The 18,842-nt window shown below is 66.2% G+C and carries 15 protein-coding genes; 7 read left to right on the forward strand and 8 right to left on the reverse strand.

The annotated features are described in order from the left end of the window. Window positions 1-23 precede the first annotated feature (23 nt). The 7 genes from B5X78_RS02150 (at window position 24) to B5X78_RS02180 (ending at window position 9,686) form a co-directional block, all read left to right on the forward strand. A complete protein-coding gene (locus B5X78_RS02150) occupies window positions 24-1,031 on the forward strand; it encodes an NAD-dependent epimerase (RefSeq protein WP_079722833.1) in 1,008 nt (335 codons plus the stop codon). Between the two features lie 170 nt (window positions 1,032-1,201). Then, entirely contained in the window at window positions 1,202-1,825 is a 624-nt protein-coding gene (locus tag B5X78_RS02155; protein ID WP_079722834.1) for an XrtA/PEP-CTERM system exopolysaccharide export protein, read from the forward strand. Continuing rightward, window positions 1,825-3,420 carry an XrtA system polysaccharide chain length determinant gene (locus B5X78_RS02160; protein WP_079722835.1) on the forward strand — a complete coding sequence of 532 codons (1,596 nt, stop codon included), beginning with the start codon at window positions 1,825-1,827 and terminating at the stop codon, window positions 3,418-3,420. Before B5X78_RS02155 ends, B5X78_RS02160 begins: the two co-directional genes overlap by 1 nt. Before the next feature lie 49 nt (window positions 3,421-3,469). Then, window positions 3,470-4,210: a P-loop NTPase family protein gene (locus tag B5X78_RS02165; protein ID WP_188444708.1), complete on the forward strand. Its 741-nt coding sequence runs from the start codon at window positions 3,470-3,472 to the stop codon at window positions 4,208-4,210. 39 nt (window positions 4,211-4,249) lie between these two features. Continuing rightward, a complete protein-coding gene (locus B5X78_RS02170; RefSeq protein WP_139381355.1) occupies window positions 4,250-5,566 on the forward strand; it encodes an outer membrane beta-barrel protein in 1,317 nt (438 codons plus the stop codon). 16 nt (window positions 5,567-5,582) lie between these two features. After that, window positions 5,583-7,475, forward strand: a complete 1,893-nt coding sequence (locus tag B5X78_RS02175) for a hypothetical protein (RefSeq protein WP_139381356.1) — start codon at window positions 5,583-5,585, stop codon at window positions 7,473-7,475. 216 nt (window positions 7,476-7,691) lie between these two features. Beyond that, a complete protein-coding gene (locus B5X78_RS02180) occupies window positions 7,692-9,686 on the forward strand; it encodes a hypothetical protein (protein WP_079722839.1) in 1,995 nt (664 codons plus the stop codon). A gap of 84 nt (window positions 9,687-9,770) precedes the next feature. Here B5X78_RS02180 and B5X78_RS02185 read toward each other — a convergent pair whose 3' ends face one another. The 8 genes from B5X78_RS02185 to B5X78_RS02220 all read right to left on the reverse strand — a co-directional run bounded on the left by B5X78_RS02185 (window position 9,771) and on the right by B5X78_RS02220 (window position 18,824). Next, a complete protein-coding gene (locus B5X78_RS02185; RefSeq protein WP_176140752.1) occupies window positions 9,771-10,679 on the reverse strand; it encodes a glycosyltransferase family 2 protein in 909 nt (302 codons plus the stop codon). Further along, window positions 10,676-11,455 (reverse strand): glycosyltransferase family 2 protein, encoded by a 780-nt coding sequence (locus B5X78_RS02190; protein ID WP_079722841.1) that lies wholly within the window; start codon window positions 11,453-11,455, stop codon window positions 10,676-10,678. Before B5X78_RS02190 ends, B5X78_RS02185 begins: the two co-directional genes overlap by 4 nt. Then, complete coding sequence (locus tag B5X78_RS02195) at window positions 11,455-12,669, reverse strand: hypothetical protein (RefSeq protein WP_229730996.1); 1,215 nt, start codon at window positions 12,667-12,669, stop codon at window positions 11,455-11,457. The genes B5X78_RS02190 and B5X78_RS02195 overlap by 1 nt, the downstream gene beginning before the upstream one ends. Window positions 12,670-12,759: 90 nt before the next feature. Then, complete coding sequence (locus B5X78_RS02200) at window positions 12,760-13,494, reverse strand: polysaccharide deacetylase family protein (protein WP_229730998.1); 735 nt, start codon at window positions 13,492-13,494, stop codon at window positions 12,760-12,762. Next, on the reverse strand, window positions 13,491-14,645 hold the full coding sequence (locus B5X78_RS02205) for a glycosyltransferase (RefSeq protein ID WP_079722843.1): 1,155 nt from the start codon (window positions 14,643-14,645) through the stop codon (window positions 13,491-13,493). The genes B5X78_RS02200 and B5X78_RS02205 overlap by 4 nt, the downstream gene beginning before the upstream one ends. Continuing rightward, a complete protein-coding gene (locus tag B5X78_RS02210; RefSeq protein ID WP_079722844.1) occupies window positions 14,642-15,982 on the reverse strand; it encodes a phenylacetate--CoA ligase family protein in 1,341 nt (446 codons plus the stop codon). The genes B5X78_RS02205 and B5X78_RS02210 overlap by 4 nt, the downstream gene beginning before the upstream one ends. Then, window positions 15,979-17,532 (reverse strand): oligosaccharide flippase family protein, encoded by a 1,554-nt coding sequence (locus tag B5X78_RS02215; protein WP_079722845.1) that lies wholly within the window; start codon window positions 17,530-17,532, stop codon window positions 15,979-15,981. Before B5X78_RS02215 ends, B5X78_RS02210 begins: the two co-directional genes overlap by 4 nt. Next, complete coding sequence (locus tag B5X78_RS02220; protein ID WP_079722846.1) at window positions 17,529-18,824, reverse strand: O-antigen ligase family protein; 1,296 nt, start codon at window positions 18,822-18,824, stop codon at window positions 17,529-17,531. The genes B5X78_RS02215 and B5X78_RS02220 overlap by 4 nt, the downstream gene beginning before the upstream one ends. Window positions 18,825-18,842 lie beyond the last annotated feature (18 nt).

Raw genomic sequence — 18,842 nt, forward strand, 5'->3', positions numbered from 1 at the left:
ACGTCGAATCGAACAGGAACTCCATGCGCGTATTGGTTACCGGCGCCGCCGGCTTCATCGGCTCCCACCTGAGCGAGCGCCTGCTGGCGCGCGGCGACGAGGTGCTGGGCTACGACAACCTCAATCCGTATTACGACCCGCGCCTGAAACAGGCGCGCCTGGACAAGCTGCTGCCGCGCGAGGGCTTCCGCTTCGTCAATGCGGCGCTGGAAGATCGCACCGCGCTGGATCAGGCCTTCGACAGCTTCCGCCCGCAGCGGGTGGTCAACCTGGCCGCGCAGGCCGGCGTGCGCTACTCGCTGGAAAACCCGCACGCCTACATCGACAGCAACATCGTTGGCTTCCTCAACATCCTGGAAGCCTGCCGCCACCGCCATATCGAGCATCTGGTGTATGCCAGTTCCAGCTCCGTGTACGGCGCCAACCGCAAGCTGCCGTTCGCGGTGGAAGACAGCGTCGACCATCCGGTCAGCCTGTACGCGGCCAGCAAGAAGGCCAACGAGCTGATGGCCCACACCTACAGCCATCTGTTCAACCTGCCCACCACCGGCCTGCGCTTCTTCACGGTCTATGGCCCCTGGGGCCGGCCGGACATGGCGCTGTTCCTGTTCACCCGCAAGATCCTGGCCGGTGAGCCGATCGACGTGTTCAACCACGGCAAGCACACCCGCGATTTCACCTATGTCGACGACATCGTCGAAGGCGTGATCCGCACCCTGGACCGGGTCCCCGGCCCGGACCCGGGCTACGATCCGCTCGACCCGTCGCCGGCCACCTCCACCGCGCCCTATCGCGTCTACAACATCGGCAACAACCAGCCGGTGCAGCTGCTGCGCTATATCGAGGTGCTGGAGGAATGCCTGGGCCGCAAGGCCGAGCGCAACCTGCTGCCGCTGCAGCCCGGCGACGTGCCCGACACCTACGCCGACGTCAGCGCCCTGAGCCGCGACACCGGCTACGCCCCGTCCACCCCCATCGAAGTGGGCGTGCGCCGGTTCGTGGACTGGTATCGGGAGTTTTACGGGGTCTGACGGCTGCCCCCATCCCAACCTTCCCCCGCAAGCAGGGGAAGGGGCCAAAAGCCCGTTGGCACCGCTTACGGGGGCTTCCGGAGATGTAGGTCGAAAATCGTTCTGTAATGGCCGGTTCGCGACATCTCTCGCGTTACTTGTGGCAGATACACACCACAGGGGAAACACCGATGAGTCGCTTCATCGCCGCTTTTGCCATTGCGGCACTTTCTCTCGTGCTGGCCGGCTGCGCCAGCAACAAATCCGCCAGTGAAGCGCCGCCGCCGGCGACCTCCACGCTCGCCACCGATTCGTACCACATCGGCGTGGACGACATCGTCCAGGTGTCGGTGTGGCGCAATCCGGAGCTGGGCATCACCGTGCCGGTGCGCCCGGACGGCAAGATCTCGGTGCCGCTGGTCGGCGACGTCAACGCCGGTGGCCTGACCCCGGCCGAAGTGGCCAAGGACATCCAGGAAAAGCTCGGCGCGTTCGTGCGTGATCCGCAGGTGGCGGTGATCCTGACCGACCTGCGCAGCCACGAGTACCTCTCGCGCGTGCGCGTGACCGGCGCCGTGCGCCAGCCGGTGTCGCTGCCCTACCGTCCCGGCATGACCGTGCTGGATGCCGTGCTGGCCGCCGGCGGCGTGACCGAATTCGCCGCGCCGGATCGTTCCGACCTGCATCGCAAGACCGCCGAGGAAACCCGCACCTATGCAGTGCGCCTGGACAAGATCCTCAATCGTGGCGACTTGAGCACCAACTACCAGGTCTCGCCTGGCGACGTAATCACCGTACCCGAACGGACGTTCTGATGAACCAGCCCGCCCTTCCCGCGCGCCGTTCCACCGCCGCGCCGCAGAACGCCGCTGTCACCCTGACGCCCAACGAGTTGGTGCCGGTCCTGTTGGAGGAAGCCAAGCGCAATCGCACCGCGATTGCCGCGATCTTCACCGGCGTGGCCCTGCTCACCCTCGTCATCGGCCTGCTGGTGCTGCCGAAGAACTACACCGCCTCCACCACCATCCTGGCGCAGGAAAGCGACATCATCCAGCCGCTGCTGGAAGGCCGCGCCGTGGCCACCGAAGTGGTGGATCGCGCCGGCATCGCGCGCCAGGTGATCTACAGCCAGAAGGTGCTGCAGGAAGCCCTGAAGACCGGCGGCTGGCTGGACAACAAGCCCAGCGCGATCGAACAGGATCGGCTGATGGAATCGATCAAGGGTCGCATCGCCATCACCAGCCCGCGTCCGAACCTGGTGCAGATCAGCTACCGCGACAACGATGCCAAGCGCACCTATGACGTCACCGAACGCCTGGGCGCCTTGTTCATCAGCGAGAGCCTGGCCGCCAAGGAACGCGAGAGCCGCGAGGCCTACGAGTTCATCGACAGCCGCGTCACCGACTACCACGCCAAGCTCACCGACGCCGAGAACAACCTGCGCCTGTACCGCTCGGCCAATGTCGACGCGCAGCCCGGCAGCGCCACCGATTCCAACACCCGCATCAGCGCCCTGCGCACGCAGCTGGAAAACACCGACATGAGCCTGCTCGAGCAGCGCTCGCGTGCCGGTGCGATCAACGCGCAGCTGTCGGGCGAATCGGCGGTGACCGCCGTGGCCACCCGCGAAACGTATTACCGCGGGCAGATGATGGAACTGCAGGGCCAGCTGGATCGACTGCTGCTCAACTACACCGAGCAGCATCCGGACGTGGTGCGGGTGCGCCACCAGATGGAAGATCTGCAGACCGCCATGCAGGCCGAACAGCAGCGTCGCGCGCAGGGCAATGCCAACGGCAACAGCCCGTTCGACGACACCCAGATCAACCCGCTCTACCAGGAACTGCGCAGCCAGCAGGCGACCACCCAGCGCGAAGTGGCGGCGACCGAATCGCGTCGTGCGATCACCGAGTCGATGCTGGGCCAGGAAATGAACCGCAGCCGGCGCATCGCCGAATCGGAAAGCGAACTGGCCGAGCTGACCCGCGACTACGAAGTCAATCGCGACATCTACCAGGATCTGCTGCGCCGGCGCGAGAACGCCCGTGTGTCGATGGAACTGGATCGCGAAGAGCGCGGCCTGACCCTGCGCGTGCAGGATCCGGCGACCATGCCGCTGCGTCCGACCGGCCTGCGCTTCCTGCACTTCGCCATCGCCGGCCTGTTCGTGGCCATTGCGTTGCCGCTGGGCCTGTTGTTCCTGCGCGCGCGCTTCGATCCGCGCATCCGCTCGGCCGCGCAGCTGCAGAAAACCCCGGGCCTGGTGCTGCTCAGCTCCGTGCCGGCTTACCCCTCGCCCCAGGACCGTCGTGCGGAACTCAAGCGCAATGCGCTGAGCATCGCCATGCTGGTGCTGGTCGTCCTCGCCTACGCCTTGGCCTTCGGGCTGAAGCAGCTGGCCGCCGCCTGAGGACGATGTCATGCAACCGAACGCCACTTTGGAACCACAGGCTGCAACTTTGGACAAGCTCGTGACCCCGGACAACGATCGCATTCCCAACCGAACCGATGGCTCGCGTTCGCTTGCCTTGCTGGATGAGCCGAAGGCGCTGACCGCGCGCGAACTGGAAGACCGCCGCGTCATCCATCGCAACGACACGGTACGCAAGCACGCCGACGCCTTCCGCGAACTGCGCACGCGGCTGCTGCAACTGGGCGGCGATCGCAACTTCGTCACCCTGGTCGCGCCGATCAGCCACGGCAGCGGCGGCAGTTTCGTCGCCCGCAACCTGGCCGCCGCGTTCGCCTTCGACGACAGCAAGACCTCGCTGCTGGTCGACTGCGACGCCCTGCACCCTTCGCAGCACACCGCGCTGCGGGTGGATGCGGGCCAGGGCGGCCTGATGGATTACCTGGATGACAACCAGGCCGACATCGGCCGGATCATCTACCGCACCGGCGTGCCGCGCCTGCGTTTGATCCCCAGCGGCCGCCAGCGCGAAATGACCGGCGAAGCCTTCAGTTCGTTCCGCATGCGCGCGATGGTCGACTCGATGCGCAGCCGCTATCCGGATCGCTATCTGATCCTGGACAGCCCCTCGGTGCTGGGCTCCCCGGATGCGCGCATCCTGTCGGAGCTGGCGGATCTGGTGGTGCTGGTGGCCGGCTACGGCAAGGTCACGCCGGAGAACGTCGACAAGGCCGTGGCCAGTTTCCCGCCGGACAAGGTGGCGGGCGTGGTGTTCAACCACATTCCTTAAGGGAGAGAGCGTGCAGCGCACGCTCCAGGGGAGAAGGACATGCCGATGAAGTATGTGCGGGCTTCGGTGTTCACCGCCGCCGCCCTGGCCGGAGCCTCCGGCCAGGCGCTGGCCGCGCGGGTCGACTACACGGTCGATCTGGGCGTGGAAGACAATGACAACGTGACCTTGGCGCCGTTTGATCCGATCCAGCAGCGCTACCTGCGTGCCGGCCTGGGTTTTAGCGTCGAGGAAAACGTCTCCGCATTGCAGCTCAACCTGGATGGCCGCGTGGAATACCGCGACTACCAGGACAACGTGTTCACCGATACCGTCGACGGCACGATGTCCGGGCGGGTCAACTGGATCGCCATTCCCGAGCGCCTGTTCTTCACCGCCGAAGACAGCCTGTCGGTGCAGCCGGTGGATGCGCTGGCGCCCGACGCGCCGGGCAACCGCCAGCAGGTCAACGTGTTCTCGGTCGGCCCCACCCTGCTCTTCAGCATGGGCCAGGCGCTGCATGGCCAGGCCGAGTTGCGCTACATCGACAGCACCGCCGAGGAGACCGACGAGTTCAACTCGCAGCGCCTGGCCGGTGCGTTGCGCGCCATCAAGGATCTGTCGGCCACCAGCCGGCTGTCGGGCAACCTGCAGGTCCAGCGGGTCGACTTCGACGATGACGTGTTCGGCCGTGACTACAACCGCTACGACATCTACGGCCGCTACGAGCGCACGCTGGCGCATTTCCAGCTGGGCGCCGATCTGGGCTACTCGCGCCTGGATTACCGCAGCGGTGGCGAAAACCGCTCCGAGCCGCTGATCCGCCTGGACGCCGAGTGGACGCCCACCACCCAGAGTTCGGTCAACGTCCTGATCGCGAGCCAGTTCTCCGACACCGCCACCGACGCCCTGCGCGATGTCAGCGGCGAGCGCCCGCCCAATACGGTGCCCGACAACATCCTCACCGGCGATGCGGTGGTCAATGCCTCGCCCTATGAAGTGCGCAGCCTGGATCTGGGCTACACCTTCACCGGCACGCGGCTGACGTTCTCCGCCACGCCCTACCTGCAGGATCGCAACTACGTCGACTCCGACGAATTCGATCAGGACAGCCAGGGCGCGCGCATGGATCTGCACTGGATCGTGCGCCAGTTCCTGACCGTGTCGGCCTATGGCACCTACGAAAAACTGGACTACACCTCGCTGGATCGGCAGGACACCACGACCCGCCTGGGCGCCACCCTGAGCTACCAGTGGGCGCCGCGCTGGAGCGCGCACCTGATGGCCGAACGCTATGAGCGCGACAGCACCGACCTGGGCCAGGATGTTTCGCAGACCCTGATCTACCTGAGCGTGTCCTACTCCAACCGCCCCTGACGCTGAGGGATCGGCCATGTCAAAGAGCTCTGAAAGCAAGCCCCGTCCCGGCAACCGCATGCGCACCCACGGCTGGCCCAGCCTGGGTCTGCTGGTGCTGGCCATGCTCGCCGCGGCGGTGGGCCAGTGCAGCGAAACGGGCGCAGGCCTGCCCGAGCAGACCGCTTCAAAACCGCCGCCGACCGAGCCAACGCAGGAAGCCGACGCCGCACCGGCTGCTCCGGCTTCCTCGCGCGTGGCGCAAACCGGCCCTGCCAAACTGGTGATCGACACCTCCTTCGTCGACAAGAAGTCGCAGGCGTTCTCGCGCTTCCGCGGCTACGTCGACAGCGCGGTTGGCGGCGGCCAGCCCTATGCCTTCGCCGCGGGCGACGCCGCGCTGATGTTCCTGCTCAGCGACGGCAAGAAGTACTGCGACCTGGCCGTGCGCATGGTCGAACAGCAGGTCAGTGAAGCGGAGTCGGCGATTTCCGGCGGTGGGCGTCCGGCGATTTCCGGCGACTCCTACCTGGAAGTGGGCCCGCACATCGCCGATCTGGCGATGACACTGCACAGCTGCCCGGGCGGCGTCAGCGAGGAACAACGCAAGCGCTGGTCGGCCTACGCCGAGCAGGCGGTGTGGAATGTCTGGCACCACGGTTCCGCGCAATGGGGGGGCCAGTCGCATCCGTGGACCGGCTGGTCGGTGGACAACCCCGGCAACAACTACTACTACAGCTTCCTGGAAGCGACGATGTTCTGGGCGCTGGTCAGCGGCAGTCCGGAGTGGATGGAAGACCTGCGCACGCGGCGGCTGCCGCCGCTGCAAGCCTATTACGCCAAATTGCCCGGCGGCGGCAGCCGCGAAGGCACCGGCTATGGCGCCGCGCAGATGCGCCTTTTCGGCCTGTACCGCCTGTGGCGTGACAGCACCGGCGAGGACCTGGCCAATGCCAGCCCGCATGCGCACGACACCATTGCCTACTGGGTGCATGCCACGGTGCCCACGCTGGATCGGTTCGCGCCGATAGGCGATCAATCACGCAACTCGGTGCCGGAGCTGTTCGACTACCACCGCCGCGTGGTGCTGGAAGCGCGGCAGTTGACGACCGACCCGGCCGCGCAGTCGATCGCGTCGTGGTGGCTCAACAACATCTCCGTGCGCAACATGAGCCAGGGCTTCATGAGCCGCTACGACCTGCTGCCTGCCGGTGACGGCGGCAAGCCGCCGGCGGAGCTGCACTATCTGGCCGAAGGCGCGGGCCATCTGTTCGCCCGCAGCGGCTGGGACAAGGACGCGATGTGGCTGTCGTTCGTGGCCGGCCCCTACAACGAAAGCCATGCCCACCAGGAGCAAGGCGGCTTCACCCTGTTTGCCGGCGACTGGCTGGCGGTGACCGAGAACATCTGGAGCCACAGCGGCATCCAGCAAGGCACCGAGACCAACAACGTGGTGCGCTTCGAGCGCAACAACACCGATGTGCGCCAGTGCGCGGCGCCGTTGGGTGACAAGGTGGTGCATCAGTGCGAAGTGTCGGATTCGCGGGCGACGCTGAAGGTCACGCCGAAACCCGATGGCGGCCTGATCGCCGATGCCGACATGACCGGCGTGTATCGCGACAATCCGGCCTTGGACAGCTGGCAACGGCAGATCGATTTCAGCCAGCGCAAGTTGCTGGTGAAGGATCGCTTCAAGCTGGGCGCGGGCACCAAGGCGATTTTCCAGGTCAACGTGCCGGAGAAACCGCGGGTGCAGGGCAACGAAGCCATCGCCGGCAACCTGCGCGTGCGGGTGCTGGAGCCGGCCACCGCGACCATCAGCTTGCATGAGTGGTCGAGCGTGGATGCGCAGGAGTTCCGGCGTGGCTGGCGGATTGATGTGGCCGGCGGGCAGGATGGCTACGTGGTGGAGTTGAGCGAGGCGCGCTGAGGTCGCTGTCACGCTCTCTTCACGCGATCCTGATCTGCCCGACTAAAAGCTGAACAAAGCGGGCTCGAGTAGTCCGACGGTTAGATGAATTAACGTTGCACAGCTATGATGCGACCGCCGTTGCGCGGGTCGTATGTGGCTAGGGGGAGCCGCAGCGGGCGACTGATGTTGTCGTATGTCGTTGTTTGCGCACGGTTTCCTGTCAGGAGATCCCCTTTGTCGCGCACGTCTTTCCTCGCTGCCCTGCGTTCGCCGCGGTCCAACCGCTGGCGTCGTCGTCTTATTGTTCTCACAGTCCTGCTGGGCGTCATCGCCGGCCTGGGCCTGGCCAGCGCCTCCGGCCTGGTCGGTTCGCGCGCCAAATTCCTCGTCGACCGCAGTTGGTCCGACCTGCGCGGCGCCGTCGGCGACTTCAACGGCTTCGCCCGCCAACGTTTCGCCAGCCTGAGTGGTCGCCAGCCGGCCCATGGCGGCAACCCGGCCGCAGTGCCCGCTACGCCTTCCAGCGGCGGCGCCGTTACCGGCGGCAATCAATCCACGGGCGGCGGCGCGACCGCGCAGAACTCATCCCTGCCCCGGCGCATGGGCATTCCTTCGGTCCTGCGCTACGCCAACAAGAGCAGCGCGGCCTATACGCGCTTCAAGTCGTGGGTGGATGCCGCCGTTGCCGGCAGCGTGGGCTACGGCTTTGAAGCCAGCGAAGCGGTCGAGATGTACCAGCTCTCGCCGGAAGCCAAGTATTGCGATCTCGCCATCCGCCTGGTCGAAGCGCAGGTGACGGCGGCCGAATCGGCCATCGCCGGCGCGCGTGCACCCGACGTGGCGGGCGACTCGTATCTGGAAGTTGGCACCATGATCAAGGATGTGGCCACCACCTTGAACACCTGTGGCAGCCGCATCACCGCCTCGCAGCGCACCCGCTGGTCGGCCTATGCCGAGCAGGCCGTGTGGAATGTCTGGAACTACCAGAACGCCACCTGGGGCGGGCGTTCGTTCCCGTGGACCGGCTGGTCGGTCAACAACCCGGGCAACAACTACTACTACAGCTTTGTCGAAGCCACGATGTACTGGGCGCTGGCCACCAACAACCAGACCTGGTTGAACTTCCTGCGCACCAACAAGCTGCCGGCGTTGCAGGCGTACTTCGCCAAGCTGCCGGGTGGCGGTAGCAGCGAGGGCACCGGTTACGGCACCGCGCACATGCGCCTGTTCTCGATCTACCGCACCTGGCGTGACGGCACCGGCGAGGATCTGGCCACGGCCAATCCGCATGCCGGCGACAGCATCTACTACTGGGTGCATGCCACCGTGCCGACGCTGGATCGGTTTGCACCGATTGGCGATCAGTCGCGCAATTCCATGCCGGAACTGTATGACTACCATCGCCGGCTGATGCTGGAAGCGCGTTCGCTCACCAGCGATCCCGCGCGACAGAATGCCGCCACGTGGTGGCTGCAGAACATTTCCGTGCCGCGCATGACCTCCGGCTTCAACTACCGCTACGACCTGCTGCCGGCCGGCACCACCGCCGCCACGCCCACCGCCCTGCTCTACCACGCCACCGGCCCGGGCCATCTGTTTGCCCGTACCGGCTGGGATCGCAATGCGATGTGGGTGGCAATCGTTGCCGGCAAGTACGACGAGAGCCACGCGCACCAGGACCAGGGTTCGTTCACCCTGTTCGCGGGTGACTGGCTGGCGGTCACCGCCAACGTGTGGAGCCACAGCGGCATCAACCAGGGCACGGATGTGCATAACCTGGTGCGTTTCGTCCGCAATGGCACCGTGGCCCGTCAGTGCGAATCCACCACGCGTCGCTCGACCATGACGGTGACGCCCGGTGCAGCCGGCGCCTTCGTGGCCAACGCCAACCTGACCCCGGCGTTCTGCGACAACAGCGCGGTGACCTCATGGACGCGCCAGTTCACCTTTGGCGCGCGCAAGCTGACGCTGCGCGATCAGTTCGCCATCACCAGCGGTACCACGGCCACCTTCCAGATCAACGTGCCCACGCAGCCGGCGTCGCCGACCACCGCCTGCAATGGCACCCGCGAAGTCGTGGCAGGACGCCTGCGGGTGCGCGTACTGGAACCGGCCGCGGCGCGAATCACCAGCTGCGGCGCCGGTCCGTACACCGAAGACGGCGGACGCTATCGCATCGATATCACCGGCGGTACGACCGGCTACACGGTGGAATTGACCGAGGCCTGATCCGCACACGCCAACCTGATGCAAAAAGTACAAAGCCGGGGCAAGCCCCGGCTTTTCTTTTGCGTGACGTTGCAGACCGACGTCCTAGCGACTGCCCGCCCGCAACCGCCGCCGCAGATCCAGCAGGCTTCGCGGCACCCACGTCGCCGACCACAGGCCCAGCCGGCGCAGCGAGAAGCGGCACAGCATCGCGTCCTGCAGCATGCGCCGCGCAATCACCGGTTGGCGCGCATGCAACAGGTGCTGGCCGAAGTCGGTGCGGATATGCCGGACCTTGCGCTTGACCTGATCCTGCGGCAATCCCAGCGACTGACCCAGCACGCGCGCGTTGTGCACCTCGGCATGCGCACAGCGCTCGATGCGGCTGGTAATGCTGCCTTCGGCCGGTGTGTAGTGACCAATCAGCTCCTGCACCGCCAGCACCCGCCAGCCGGCGTGGGCGATGCGCAGCCACAGGTGGTAATCCTCCGCGCCGACCAGCGCCGGCGAGGCATCGAAGCCACCGAGTTGTTCGAACGCACTGCGGCGCACCACCGTCATCGAGGTGCAGATGCGATTGCGCCGCCACAGCGTGGCGAAGTCCAGTTCCTTCGGCAGCCGCGGCAGGTTCGCGCGCGCGCAGCCATGCAGCAGGCCGGCGCGCGAATCGCGCACGGCCATCGCCAGCTGGCGCTGCATCTTGTCCGGCAGCCAATGATCGTCCGCGTCCAGGAACGCCACCCATTGGGTCGTGCAGGCACGCACGCCGGTGTTGCGCGCCGCCGCCGGGCCGGCATTGGCCTGGCGCAGCAGGATGACGCGATCGCCATAGTCGGCCAGCGCAACACGCAGCGCCTCGCCATCGGGCGATCCGTCATCCACCACCACCACCTGCGCAGGCGCACGGGTCTGCGCGAACACGCTGTCCAGTGCGGTGCGGATATGGCCGGCGGCGTTCCAAGCGGGAATCACGACCGCGTAATCCATCGCGGTCGACGGTCGTTCTGCCGTCATCCCACCACCGGTTTGCGTTTCACCAGCGCATGGCGCACGTACTGCAGCATGTACCAGCAGGCGCGCGACAGGCCCAGGCCTTCGTTCTGCCGGTAGATGCGCCATTGCCAGCCGGCGGCGCGCAACTTGTTGGCCGACACCGAGCCGCCACGCACCAGGTACCAGGCCAGCGGTTCGTCGCCGGGTACGCGCACGGCGGCGCCGGCGCGGCGCACGCGATCCAGCCAGAACACATAATCTTCGTGACCCACGCGCTGGAACTCGATGTCGCCGAGGCGGCGGTCGTACAGGCCGGTGAGGTTGCCGATATGGTTGCTGCCCAGCATGTCGCGGTATTCCACCCGCAACGGCGGCAACACGCGCGAGAGCGGGCGACCGTCTTCGGACACGCGCTGGTAGGCGGTGTAGCAGACCAGTGCATCGCTGGCGCGCATCTGCTCCAGCTGCAATTCCAGCTTGTGCGGCGCCCACCAATCATCGCTGTCGCAGAACGCCACGTGCGTGCCGGTAGCGGCGCGCAGGCCGGCGTTGCGTGCGGCGGCGACGCCGCCATTGGCCTGGTGGATCGCGGTGACGCGCGCATCGCGCGCAGCGTACTCGCCGATGATCGCGGCCGAGCCATCGCGCGATCCGTCGTCCACCAGCAGCAGTTGCAGGTCGGCGTGGGTCTGCCCCAGCACCGACTCGATCGAACGGCGCATGGTCGCTTCGGCGTTGTACACCGGCATGATCACGCTGACCTGCGTGCGCCCGTCGATGCCGGCCGAGCCGTCCATCAGGCGGCGTCCCGATCCGCCACCGTCCCACCCTGGCGACCGGATCCGGCCCAGGACGAACGCGGCGCCGGCAGCACGTAGTCGCGATAGTCATGCGGGTTGCCTTCCAGGCCAGCCTCGGCGGCCTTGGCGATGTTGTAGGCCTCGCGTGCGCTGACGTAATGCAACACGTGGCGCTTGCCGTCGTTGTAGGCCTTTTCCAGATAGCTGTGCATGGCGTCGGTGGGTGCGCCCAGCAAGGTGTCCATGTCGGCTTCCTGGGTGCCGTGGGTGTGGATCTTCACGAACACCCACTCCGGCCGGCCTTCCACATGCACGCCGGTACGCACCCAGTCATCCACGCGACCGGGCGACGGCGGTTGGCCGCCACGCACGTCGGCGTTCTCGATGCTGGGGATGACGCCAAACTTGCGCTTGCGCCAGTTCAGGCCCAGCGGACCCTGGATCAACATCAGATCGCCGCTGGCATGGCCACCCACGCGCACCGGCGTGCCGTCATCGTGCGACTTGGGCGCACGCGGATCGTCGCTGGCGTAGTAGATCGAATTGATGGTCTTGGTCTGGGTATCGCTGGGCGCCGAGGGCATGGTGAAGTCGGCGTAGCAGCCCAGCTCGCGCAGCAGGATCAACTCGTTGTTGATGCCGCACCAGCGACCGTCCGGGCGCGAGTTGTCCAGGCACCAGTTGCCGTGGATGAAACCGAAGCGCAGTTCGCCGCTGACCGGGTCGCGCGGAATCGCGCCATGGCGTTCGTGCAGGATGCGGCAGAAACGGGTGATGCTCTCGCGGAAATTCTCTTCGGTGTCGTTGTCGTGGTGCAGGTGCACCTCGATCTCGCCGTAGCCGTCGGCGCAGAGCTCGGCCAGCTTGTCCAGGTATTCGGGGGCGTACTCTTCTTCCGGGTAGAAGAAGCTGTGCTGCGGCGGGCGACCGTCGGCATCGCGATGCTTGCCGGCCAGTTCGCGATATTCCTTGCACCAGCGGTCCACGCGCGCACGCTGGGTGTCCACGTCGGCGCCGTGCCACATCGGTTCGAAGTGGTCGACGAAGCAGAACATCACATGCACCGGCCGATCGGTGACCAGCGGCGGCGTGCGGCGCAGGTAGCTGCCGATCCACAGTTCCATGTTGCGCGAACGCAACAGGCGCCACACGACAAAGCTGCCGACAGCGGCAAGGGCGAGTACCACGGCCAATGCAATCAAAGCGTTCAAGTCGTCCCCCTGGAGACAGTTACCCGCGGAGTTCGCCGGCACCTGATCCAACGTGATGAGGGGGGCAATCCGGCCAGAGCGGCCGGACTATTACAGCGCCTTCAACGCAAACCCTTCGGCCTTCCACTGGGGAATCAGATGGGCCAGCAGCTTCAGCGAGTGATCGCTGTCGTCATGCATCAGGATGATCTCACCTGCTCTCACCGGGCTGCCTTCAATCGCCTCGAGCAGTTCCGCCACGGGGCGGCGGCTGTAGTCCAGGCTGTCGTAGGACCAATACAGGATCTTGCGGCCCTGGCGGATGCAGCGCGCCAGCATCGGCACGGTCAGCACGCCGCGCGGCGGACGGAAGCCGTGCCGCGCCTGCCCGTCGATGCTGGCCAACAGGGCATCGGTGCGATCGATCTCGGCAAACTGCTCGTCCAGCGAGAGGGTTTCAAAGCGCGGGTGCGAGTACGAGTGGTTGCCCAGGGTGTGGCCTTCCTCGGCAATGCGCCGGGCCAGCTCGGGATGACGCTCGATCTGCTGGCCAATCAGGAAGAAGCTGGCCTTGGCATTGTGTTCGGCCAACAGGTCCAGCAACGGACCGGTGTGCTCCGGATGCGGACCATCATCGAAGGTCAGGTACAAGGCGCGATCCACGGTCGGGCCGACCGTGGTCAACCAGCCATTGGGTATCCAGCGCAGCACTTTCAAACGTCGCGGACGGGGACTCATGCGGGGGGAAGCATCACTTTCATCATGGGGGAAGGCGTCGGGCAGCACGGTTTCCGGCGCGCTCGCCGGCGTGGTTTCAAGCTCGACGGTGCGGGTGGAGCGGCTCATACAGCCTCCACCATACCCGCAACGGCGCGCTCTGGCAGCGGCTTGCCTGCATACAAGGCGTCATAACGCTGCGCCATCTGCAGGAATGAGCCTTCGCGCAACACCCAATCGCGGCCGGCCTGGCCCTGTTGCCGCGCGAGTTCGGGATCGCTCACCAGGCGCTGCAATGCCTGTGCCAGCGCTTGCTTGTCACCGGCGCCAATCAACGCGCCATTGATTCCCTCACGGACGATCTCGCGATTGCCGCCGACCTCCGTGGCCACGATCGGCAAGCCGGCCGCGCAGGCTTCCAGCAGGGCGATCGAATAGCCTTCGCTGCGCGAGGGCAAGGCGAAGATCTGCATGCCGGCCAGCCAGCGCGGCACGTCGTCGCGATCGCCCACCAGCCGCGCCACGTCCTGCAGTCCGGCGATGTCGATGCGCGCCTGCAGGTCGGCGCGCAGCGCGCCGTCACCCACGATCACCAGCCGCGCCTGCGGCTGCGTGGCATGCACGCGATGGAAGGCACTGATCAACGCGGCCTGATCCTTGACCGGATTGAGCCGGCCCACCGTGCCGATGAGGATGCTGTCATCCGGCCAGCCCAGCTCGCGCGCCAGCGCCACGCGGTCACTGGCCTGGGCGGGCGCGAAGCGATCCAGGCGAATGCCGTTGGGAATGGCCAGCAGGCCCGCACGCGGACGCACCCGTTGCTGCGCAAAGCGATCGCGCGCCGCATCGCAGACGCCCACGACATAGTCGGTGAAGCGCGCACTCAAGCGGTACAGCGCTTCCTTGCGGCTGTGCGGTTCCGCCGCGCCCATGCCGTGGCGGGTGTTGACCGTGCGTGCCAGCGGCAGGCCCGCCGCCGCCAACAAGGCGTAGTAATGCGCGGTGGCATTGTGGGTGTGCAGCACGGCGCCCGGGGTTTCGCGCAACCAGCCACGCAGGCGGCGCAGTGCGCGCAGATCCAGGCCGCCGCGCTTGTGACAGGCATCCACGCGCACGCCCTGCGCCAGCAGTTCGTCTGCCAGCTGGCCCGGCTCGAACACGCAGATCACCCGGCAGCGATGGCCAGCGGCGCGCTGCGCGGCAATCAGGTCGATCACCGTCCGCTCCAGCCCACCACGCGCCAGGTTCTCGACCACATGGAGGATGTCGCGGCCGTTCATGCCAGCTCCGACACCGTGACCCGCTGCTTGCCGGTGGCGGTCAGCGGAATCTCGTCGGCAAAGTGGAAGCTCAACGACACCTGCTCGCCGATCACTTTCTTCAACTCGCCGCGAATCAAATCAAGCACGCTTTCGTCGAAGTCATGGTCGCGCACCAGGGTGATGTCGAAGCGGTCCAACTGCTTCTGCACCACCTGGTAGCGGCGGATGCCGGTGGCATACAGGAAGGCGTAGACGATGTATTCGCCCGGCACGAAGCGGCCATCCGGCGTGCGCAGCGCATCCAGCTTGCGCCCGTCCACACTGGCCAGCAGTGGCAGCGGACGGCCGCAGCTGCAGCGTTGGTGGCTGGGCGTGGCCAGATCGCCATTGATGTAGCGCAGCAGCGGCATGCCGTAGTTGTGCAGATCGGTGACGATGATCTCGCGCGGACCGGCGTCCGCGGCAATCGCACCGCCCAGTTCCACCCGCAGGTGATCGTTGTTGATATGCAGGCCCTGGCGATGCTCGCACTCGGCGGCAATCAGCATGAACTCGCGGCAGCCGTAGGTGTTGTAGGCCGGGCAGCCGAACGCCTCTTCGATAAGCGTGCGCTGGCTCTCGTGCAGCGCTTCGGCCGCGCCCAGGATGCGCTGCGGCCGGTGGATGCGACGACCGTTGGCAATCAGCCACTCAGCCATGCGCACGATCGGCGCCACGTAGGAGACGATGGTCTCGGGCTGGTAGCGATCGATGACGTCGGCGTACTCGGCCATGCGCGCATCGCTCATCTCGAAGGCATTGAGCATGCAGCGGTTGAAGGCCGCGTGGTACAGCCGGTCCTTGCGCTTCTGCGCGCCGATCGGCGTGCCCCACAGGTACAGCGTGCGCTGGCCCAGCCGCGCGCCGGCCCAGCCGTAGCCGCGCCACATGATCGCCAGCCGGCGCTCGTAGCTCTCGCGGGTATAGCCGAATTTGAGCGGCTCGCCGGTGGAACCGCCGGTGGTCTTGAACAGCATGCCCTGGCGGTGCGAAGGCGCGATCAGATCGTCGAAGTTGGCGCGGATGGTCGGCTTGTCCAGCACCGGCAGGCGCGCAAAGTCCTCGACGCTGGCGATGTCTTCCGGTGCGCGGATGCCCTGCCCGCTCCAGGTGCGGCGGTAGTACGGCACCTGATCCCAGCAATGCCGGATCAGCGCCTGCAGCTTGCGCCATTGCAGCGCCTGGATCTGCTCGGCATCCAGGGTGGTCTGGTTGCGCTCGTACTCACCCAGGTAGCGCAGCGTCTTGCGCCCGCGCAGGCCCGACTCGTACAGCGGGAACAGCACCCGCCGGAACAGCGGCTCATAGAGACTCATAAGCCCCCTTCACCCGGTGCGCGCGCATGCGCCCAGGCCAGCAGGCGCGCGCCCAGACGCGGACGCCCTTGGGCGAAGCGCTGGTGCAGATGCTGCAGGTGTTCGATGTCTTCGCGGTCCCAGCAACCGAGCAACAGTGACAGCGGCGCGTAGGCCGCCACCAGCACGATGCCGCCGCCGAGCACCGAGGCCAGCGGCAGGAAGCCGCGCAACGGCCAGGCCAGCAAGGCGGCCAGGCCCGCCGCGCTGAAGATGCGCAGCAACTTGCCCCAGTCCGGCTGCGCATGGCTGACCCGCACCGCCAGCGTCACGTAGCAGCTGGCGTTGATCGTGGCCGTGGTCAGGAACGCCACCACCGCGCCGGTCAGGCCGAAGTGGTGGATCAGCAAGGCATCCAGGCCCAGCTTGATCAGGCCGATCACGATCACCAGCATCAGGATGCTGCGCTGCCGATCCGCGCTGACCAGCAGGCTCGAGGCGCCCTGAGTCATGGTGGTCAAACAGGTGGCGATCAAACAGGCCGAGAAGATCGGCCCGGCCAGCGCGTATTCATGCCCGTACAGCAGGCGGATGACATCGCTGCCGAAGGCCACGCCAAAGGCCATCAACGGCGCGGCCAGCAGGGCCAGGTAACCGGTGGTGGCGACAAACCGGCGCGCGGCGATCTCGCGGCCCTGGCTCAGCGCATTGGCCATCATCGGCAGCAGCAGTGCGCCGAATACGCCCGGCACCAGCGCGGCCGCGCCGATGGCCAACTGGTAGGCGACCTTGAACTGGCCGGCGGCATGGCTGTCGGCGTAGAGGTTGAGGAACATCACCTCCACTTCGCTGGCAATCAGAAAGCTCACCGACACCGTCAGCGCGGTCCACATCATGTGGCGCTTGACTCGCTTCATGATGTGCGGCGGCAGGGTCACGCCCGGCTTGCGCTCCGGCACCAGCGGCGCGATCTGGCGGAACGACACGCCGAAAAACACGAAGCTGGACACCACGAACACCGCCAGCAGCCATTCCACCGGCGCGTTCATCTGCCAGGCCAGGATCACCAGCGCCAGATTGATCGGCGTGGACACCAACGCGACGATCGCGGTGGCGCGGAAGTTCTCGAAGCCCTTGGCCACGCCGATGTTGAACATGTACGAGGAGCGCAGCGCCACCGCCACCACCAAAAAGCCCAGCAGCAGCTTGTGGTTCATGCCCGGCGCCACGTGATCGCCGGCAAACAGGAACAGCGCCGCGCCGGCCAGCAGCACGAACAGCAGGAAGATCCGCTGCGCCCGACGCAGGTAGTCCAGCAGCACCGGGATCATTTCCGGATGGTTACCGCCGCGCAGTTCGGCGATGAACTTGATGGCCGCGCTGGCCGTGCCCGAGTTGGTGGTGGCCACGCCCATCGCCACCAGCCAGATCACCAGGCTGTACGCGCCGAACCCGTCCGGCCCCAGGTGGCGGGCGATGATGATCGACGTGAGCATGCCGAGCACGTACTCGGTGTACATACCCACCGAGGAAAACAGCGTGTTGCTGAGCGTGCGCGCGCGGCTGTTCATGCCATTGCCAACAGGACTTTCACGGTGAGATACAAGCCGATAACGCCTATTACGGCGTAAATCGGCCAGCGGATGACGTCCTTGGTCAGGGTGAACTGCGGCAGGCTGGGATACGTTTCGCGCAGGCGCGTGTAATGCGCCACCACCAGCGCCACCAGCAGGTACAGAATCACCACGTAGCTGCGACTCAGGAAGAACGCGGCGGTGAAAAAGCCGGTCAAGGACATGAAGAAGGTCAGGGTCAGCGCCTTGTCGCGCTGCCAGTCGGCCAGCGCCACCTCATCCGGTACGTCCAGCGGCACGTCATCGATGATGTCATCGCCGCGCTTGAGTACGGCCAGCATCATGCGGAAGCAGTAGCCCACGATCGCCAGCCAGATGGTGAAGCCGACGATGCCGGTCTCGGCCAGCACCAGCACGAAGGAATTGTGCGCGGTCAGCTCGTGCAGGTCGGAGTAGCCGCCGGCACCGATGCCGAACACCGGGTTGTGCACGAACATCCAGATGCCTTCGTACCAGGATTCCACCCGGCCCATGGCGGACTCTTCCGAGACCTCCATCTCCTGCAGGCGCGAAGGCAGCATCATCAGCCCGCCCAGCGCCACTGCACCGAGCATGCCGGCGGTGAACGGCCCACGCTTGCGCCACACGTACACGCCCAGCATGGCCACCAGCGCCAGCAAGGTGCCGCGCGAGTTGGTCAGGTACGCGCCCCACACCAGCAGCACGATGATGACCCACCAGAACAGCCGGCGCAGGCCCATCAAACCGCCGCGTGCGCTCAGGTAGAAGGCGAACGGCAGGCACATCACGAACAACATGCCCAGGTCATTGGGATCGTTGAAGATGCCCACGTACTGGATGCGCGTGCCCTGCGAGAGCTCGATGCCGGTCCAGCCCACGCCCAGCTGCACCTGCTCGATGCCGTGCAGGGCCAGCACGCTGGCGCAGATGGCGAACACCGCCAGCACCCCCTGCATGCGCTCACGGGTGTTGACCGTGTTGGCCAGCAACACATACGCCAGCACCACCGGGGCGAAGATGAAGAACACGAACAGCGCGCCGCCGGCCCAGCCATTGGCGACCTTGGAGATCATCGCCACCAGCAGGAAGATCGGGATCAGCAGGTACTGCGGCGCCTCGAACGACTTGCGCTGCGAGAACAGGAAGAAGCCCGCCGCCATGATCAAGGCGATCGGTTGCAATGGCGGACCGGGATTTTCGATCACAGCCGGATAGTCCTGGGGCCGGATCAATACCAGCACCAGGTACATCAACATGAAAAAGTACATCAGCCCCTGTCGCTCCGC

It is taken from the genome of Pseudoxanthomonas indica (assembly GCF_900167565.1).
Taxonomy (GTDB): Bacteria; Pseudomonadota; Gammaproteobacteria; order Xanthomonadales; family Xanthomonadaceae; genus Pseudoxanthomonas_A; species Pseudoxanthomonas_A indica.

Bases quoted from the DNA above. Each gene is read 5' to 3' on its own strand.
- B5X78_RS02150 (WP_079722833.1), top strand. From the start codon at position 24: ATGCGCGTATTGGTTACCGGCGCCGCCGGCTTCATCGGCTCCCACCTG.
- B5X78_RS02155 (WP_079722834.1), top strand. From the start codon at position 1,202: ATGAGTCGCTTCATCGCCGCTTTTGCCATTGCGGCACTTTCTCTCGTG.
- B5X78_RS02160 (WP_079722835.1), top strand. From the start codon at position 1,825: ATGAACCAGCCCGCCCTTCCCGCGCGCCGTTCCACCGCCGCGCCGCAG.
- B5X78_RS02170 (WP_139381355.1), top strand. From the start codon at position 4,250: ATGCCGATGAAGTATGTGCGGGCTTCGGTGTTCACCGCCGCCGCCCTG.
- B5X78_RS02175 (WP_139381356.1), top strand. From the start codon at position 5,583: ATGTCAAAGAGCTCTGAAAGCAAGCCCCGTCCCGGCAACCGCATGCGC.
- B5X78_RS02185 (WP_176140752.1), bottom strand. From the start codon at position 10,679: ATGACGGCAGAACGACCGTCGACCGCGATGGATTACGCGGTCGTGATT.
- B5X78_RS02190 (WP_079722841.1), bottom strand. From the start codon at position 11,455: ATGGACGGCTCGGCCGGCATCGACGGGCGCACGCAGGTCAGCGTGATC.
- B5X78_RS02200 (WP_229730998.1), bottom strand. From the start codon at position 13,494: ATGAGCCGCTCCACCCGCACCGTCGAGCTTGAAACCACGCCGGCGAGC.
- B5X78_RS02205 (WP_079722843.1), bottom strand. From the start codon at position 14,645: ATGAACGGCCGCGACATCCTCCATGTGGTCGAGAACCTGGCGCGTGGT.
- B5X78_RS02210 (WP_079722844.1), bottom strand. From the start codon at position 15,982: ATGAGTCTCTATGAGCCGCTGTTCCGGCGGGTGCTGTTCCCGCTGTAC.
- B5X78_RS02215 (WP_079722845.1), bottom strand. From the start codon at position 17,532: ATGAACAGCCGCGCGCGCACGCTCAGCAACACGCTGTTTTCCTCGGTG.
- B5X78_RS02220 (WP_079722846.1), bottom strand. From the start codon at position 18,824: ATGTACTTTTTCATGTTGATGTACCTGGTGCTGGTATTGATCCGGCCC.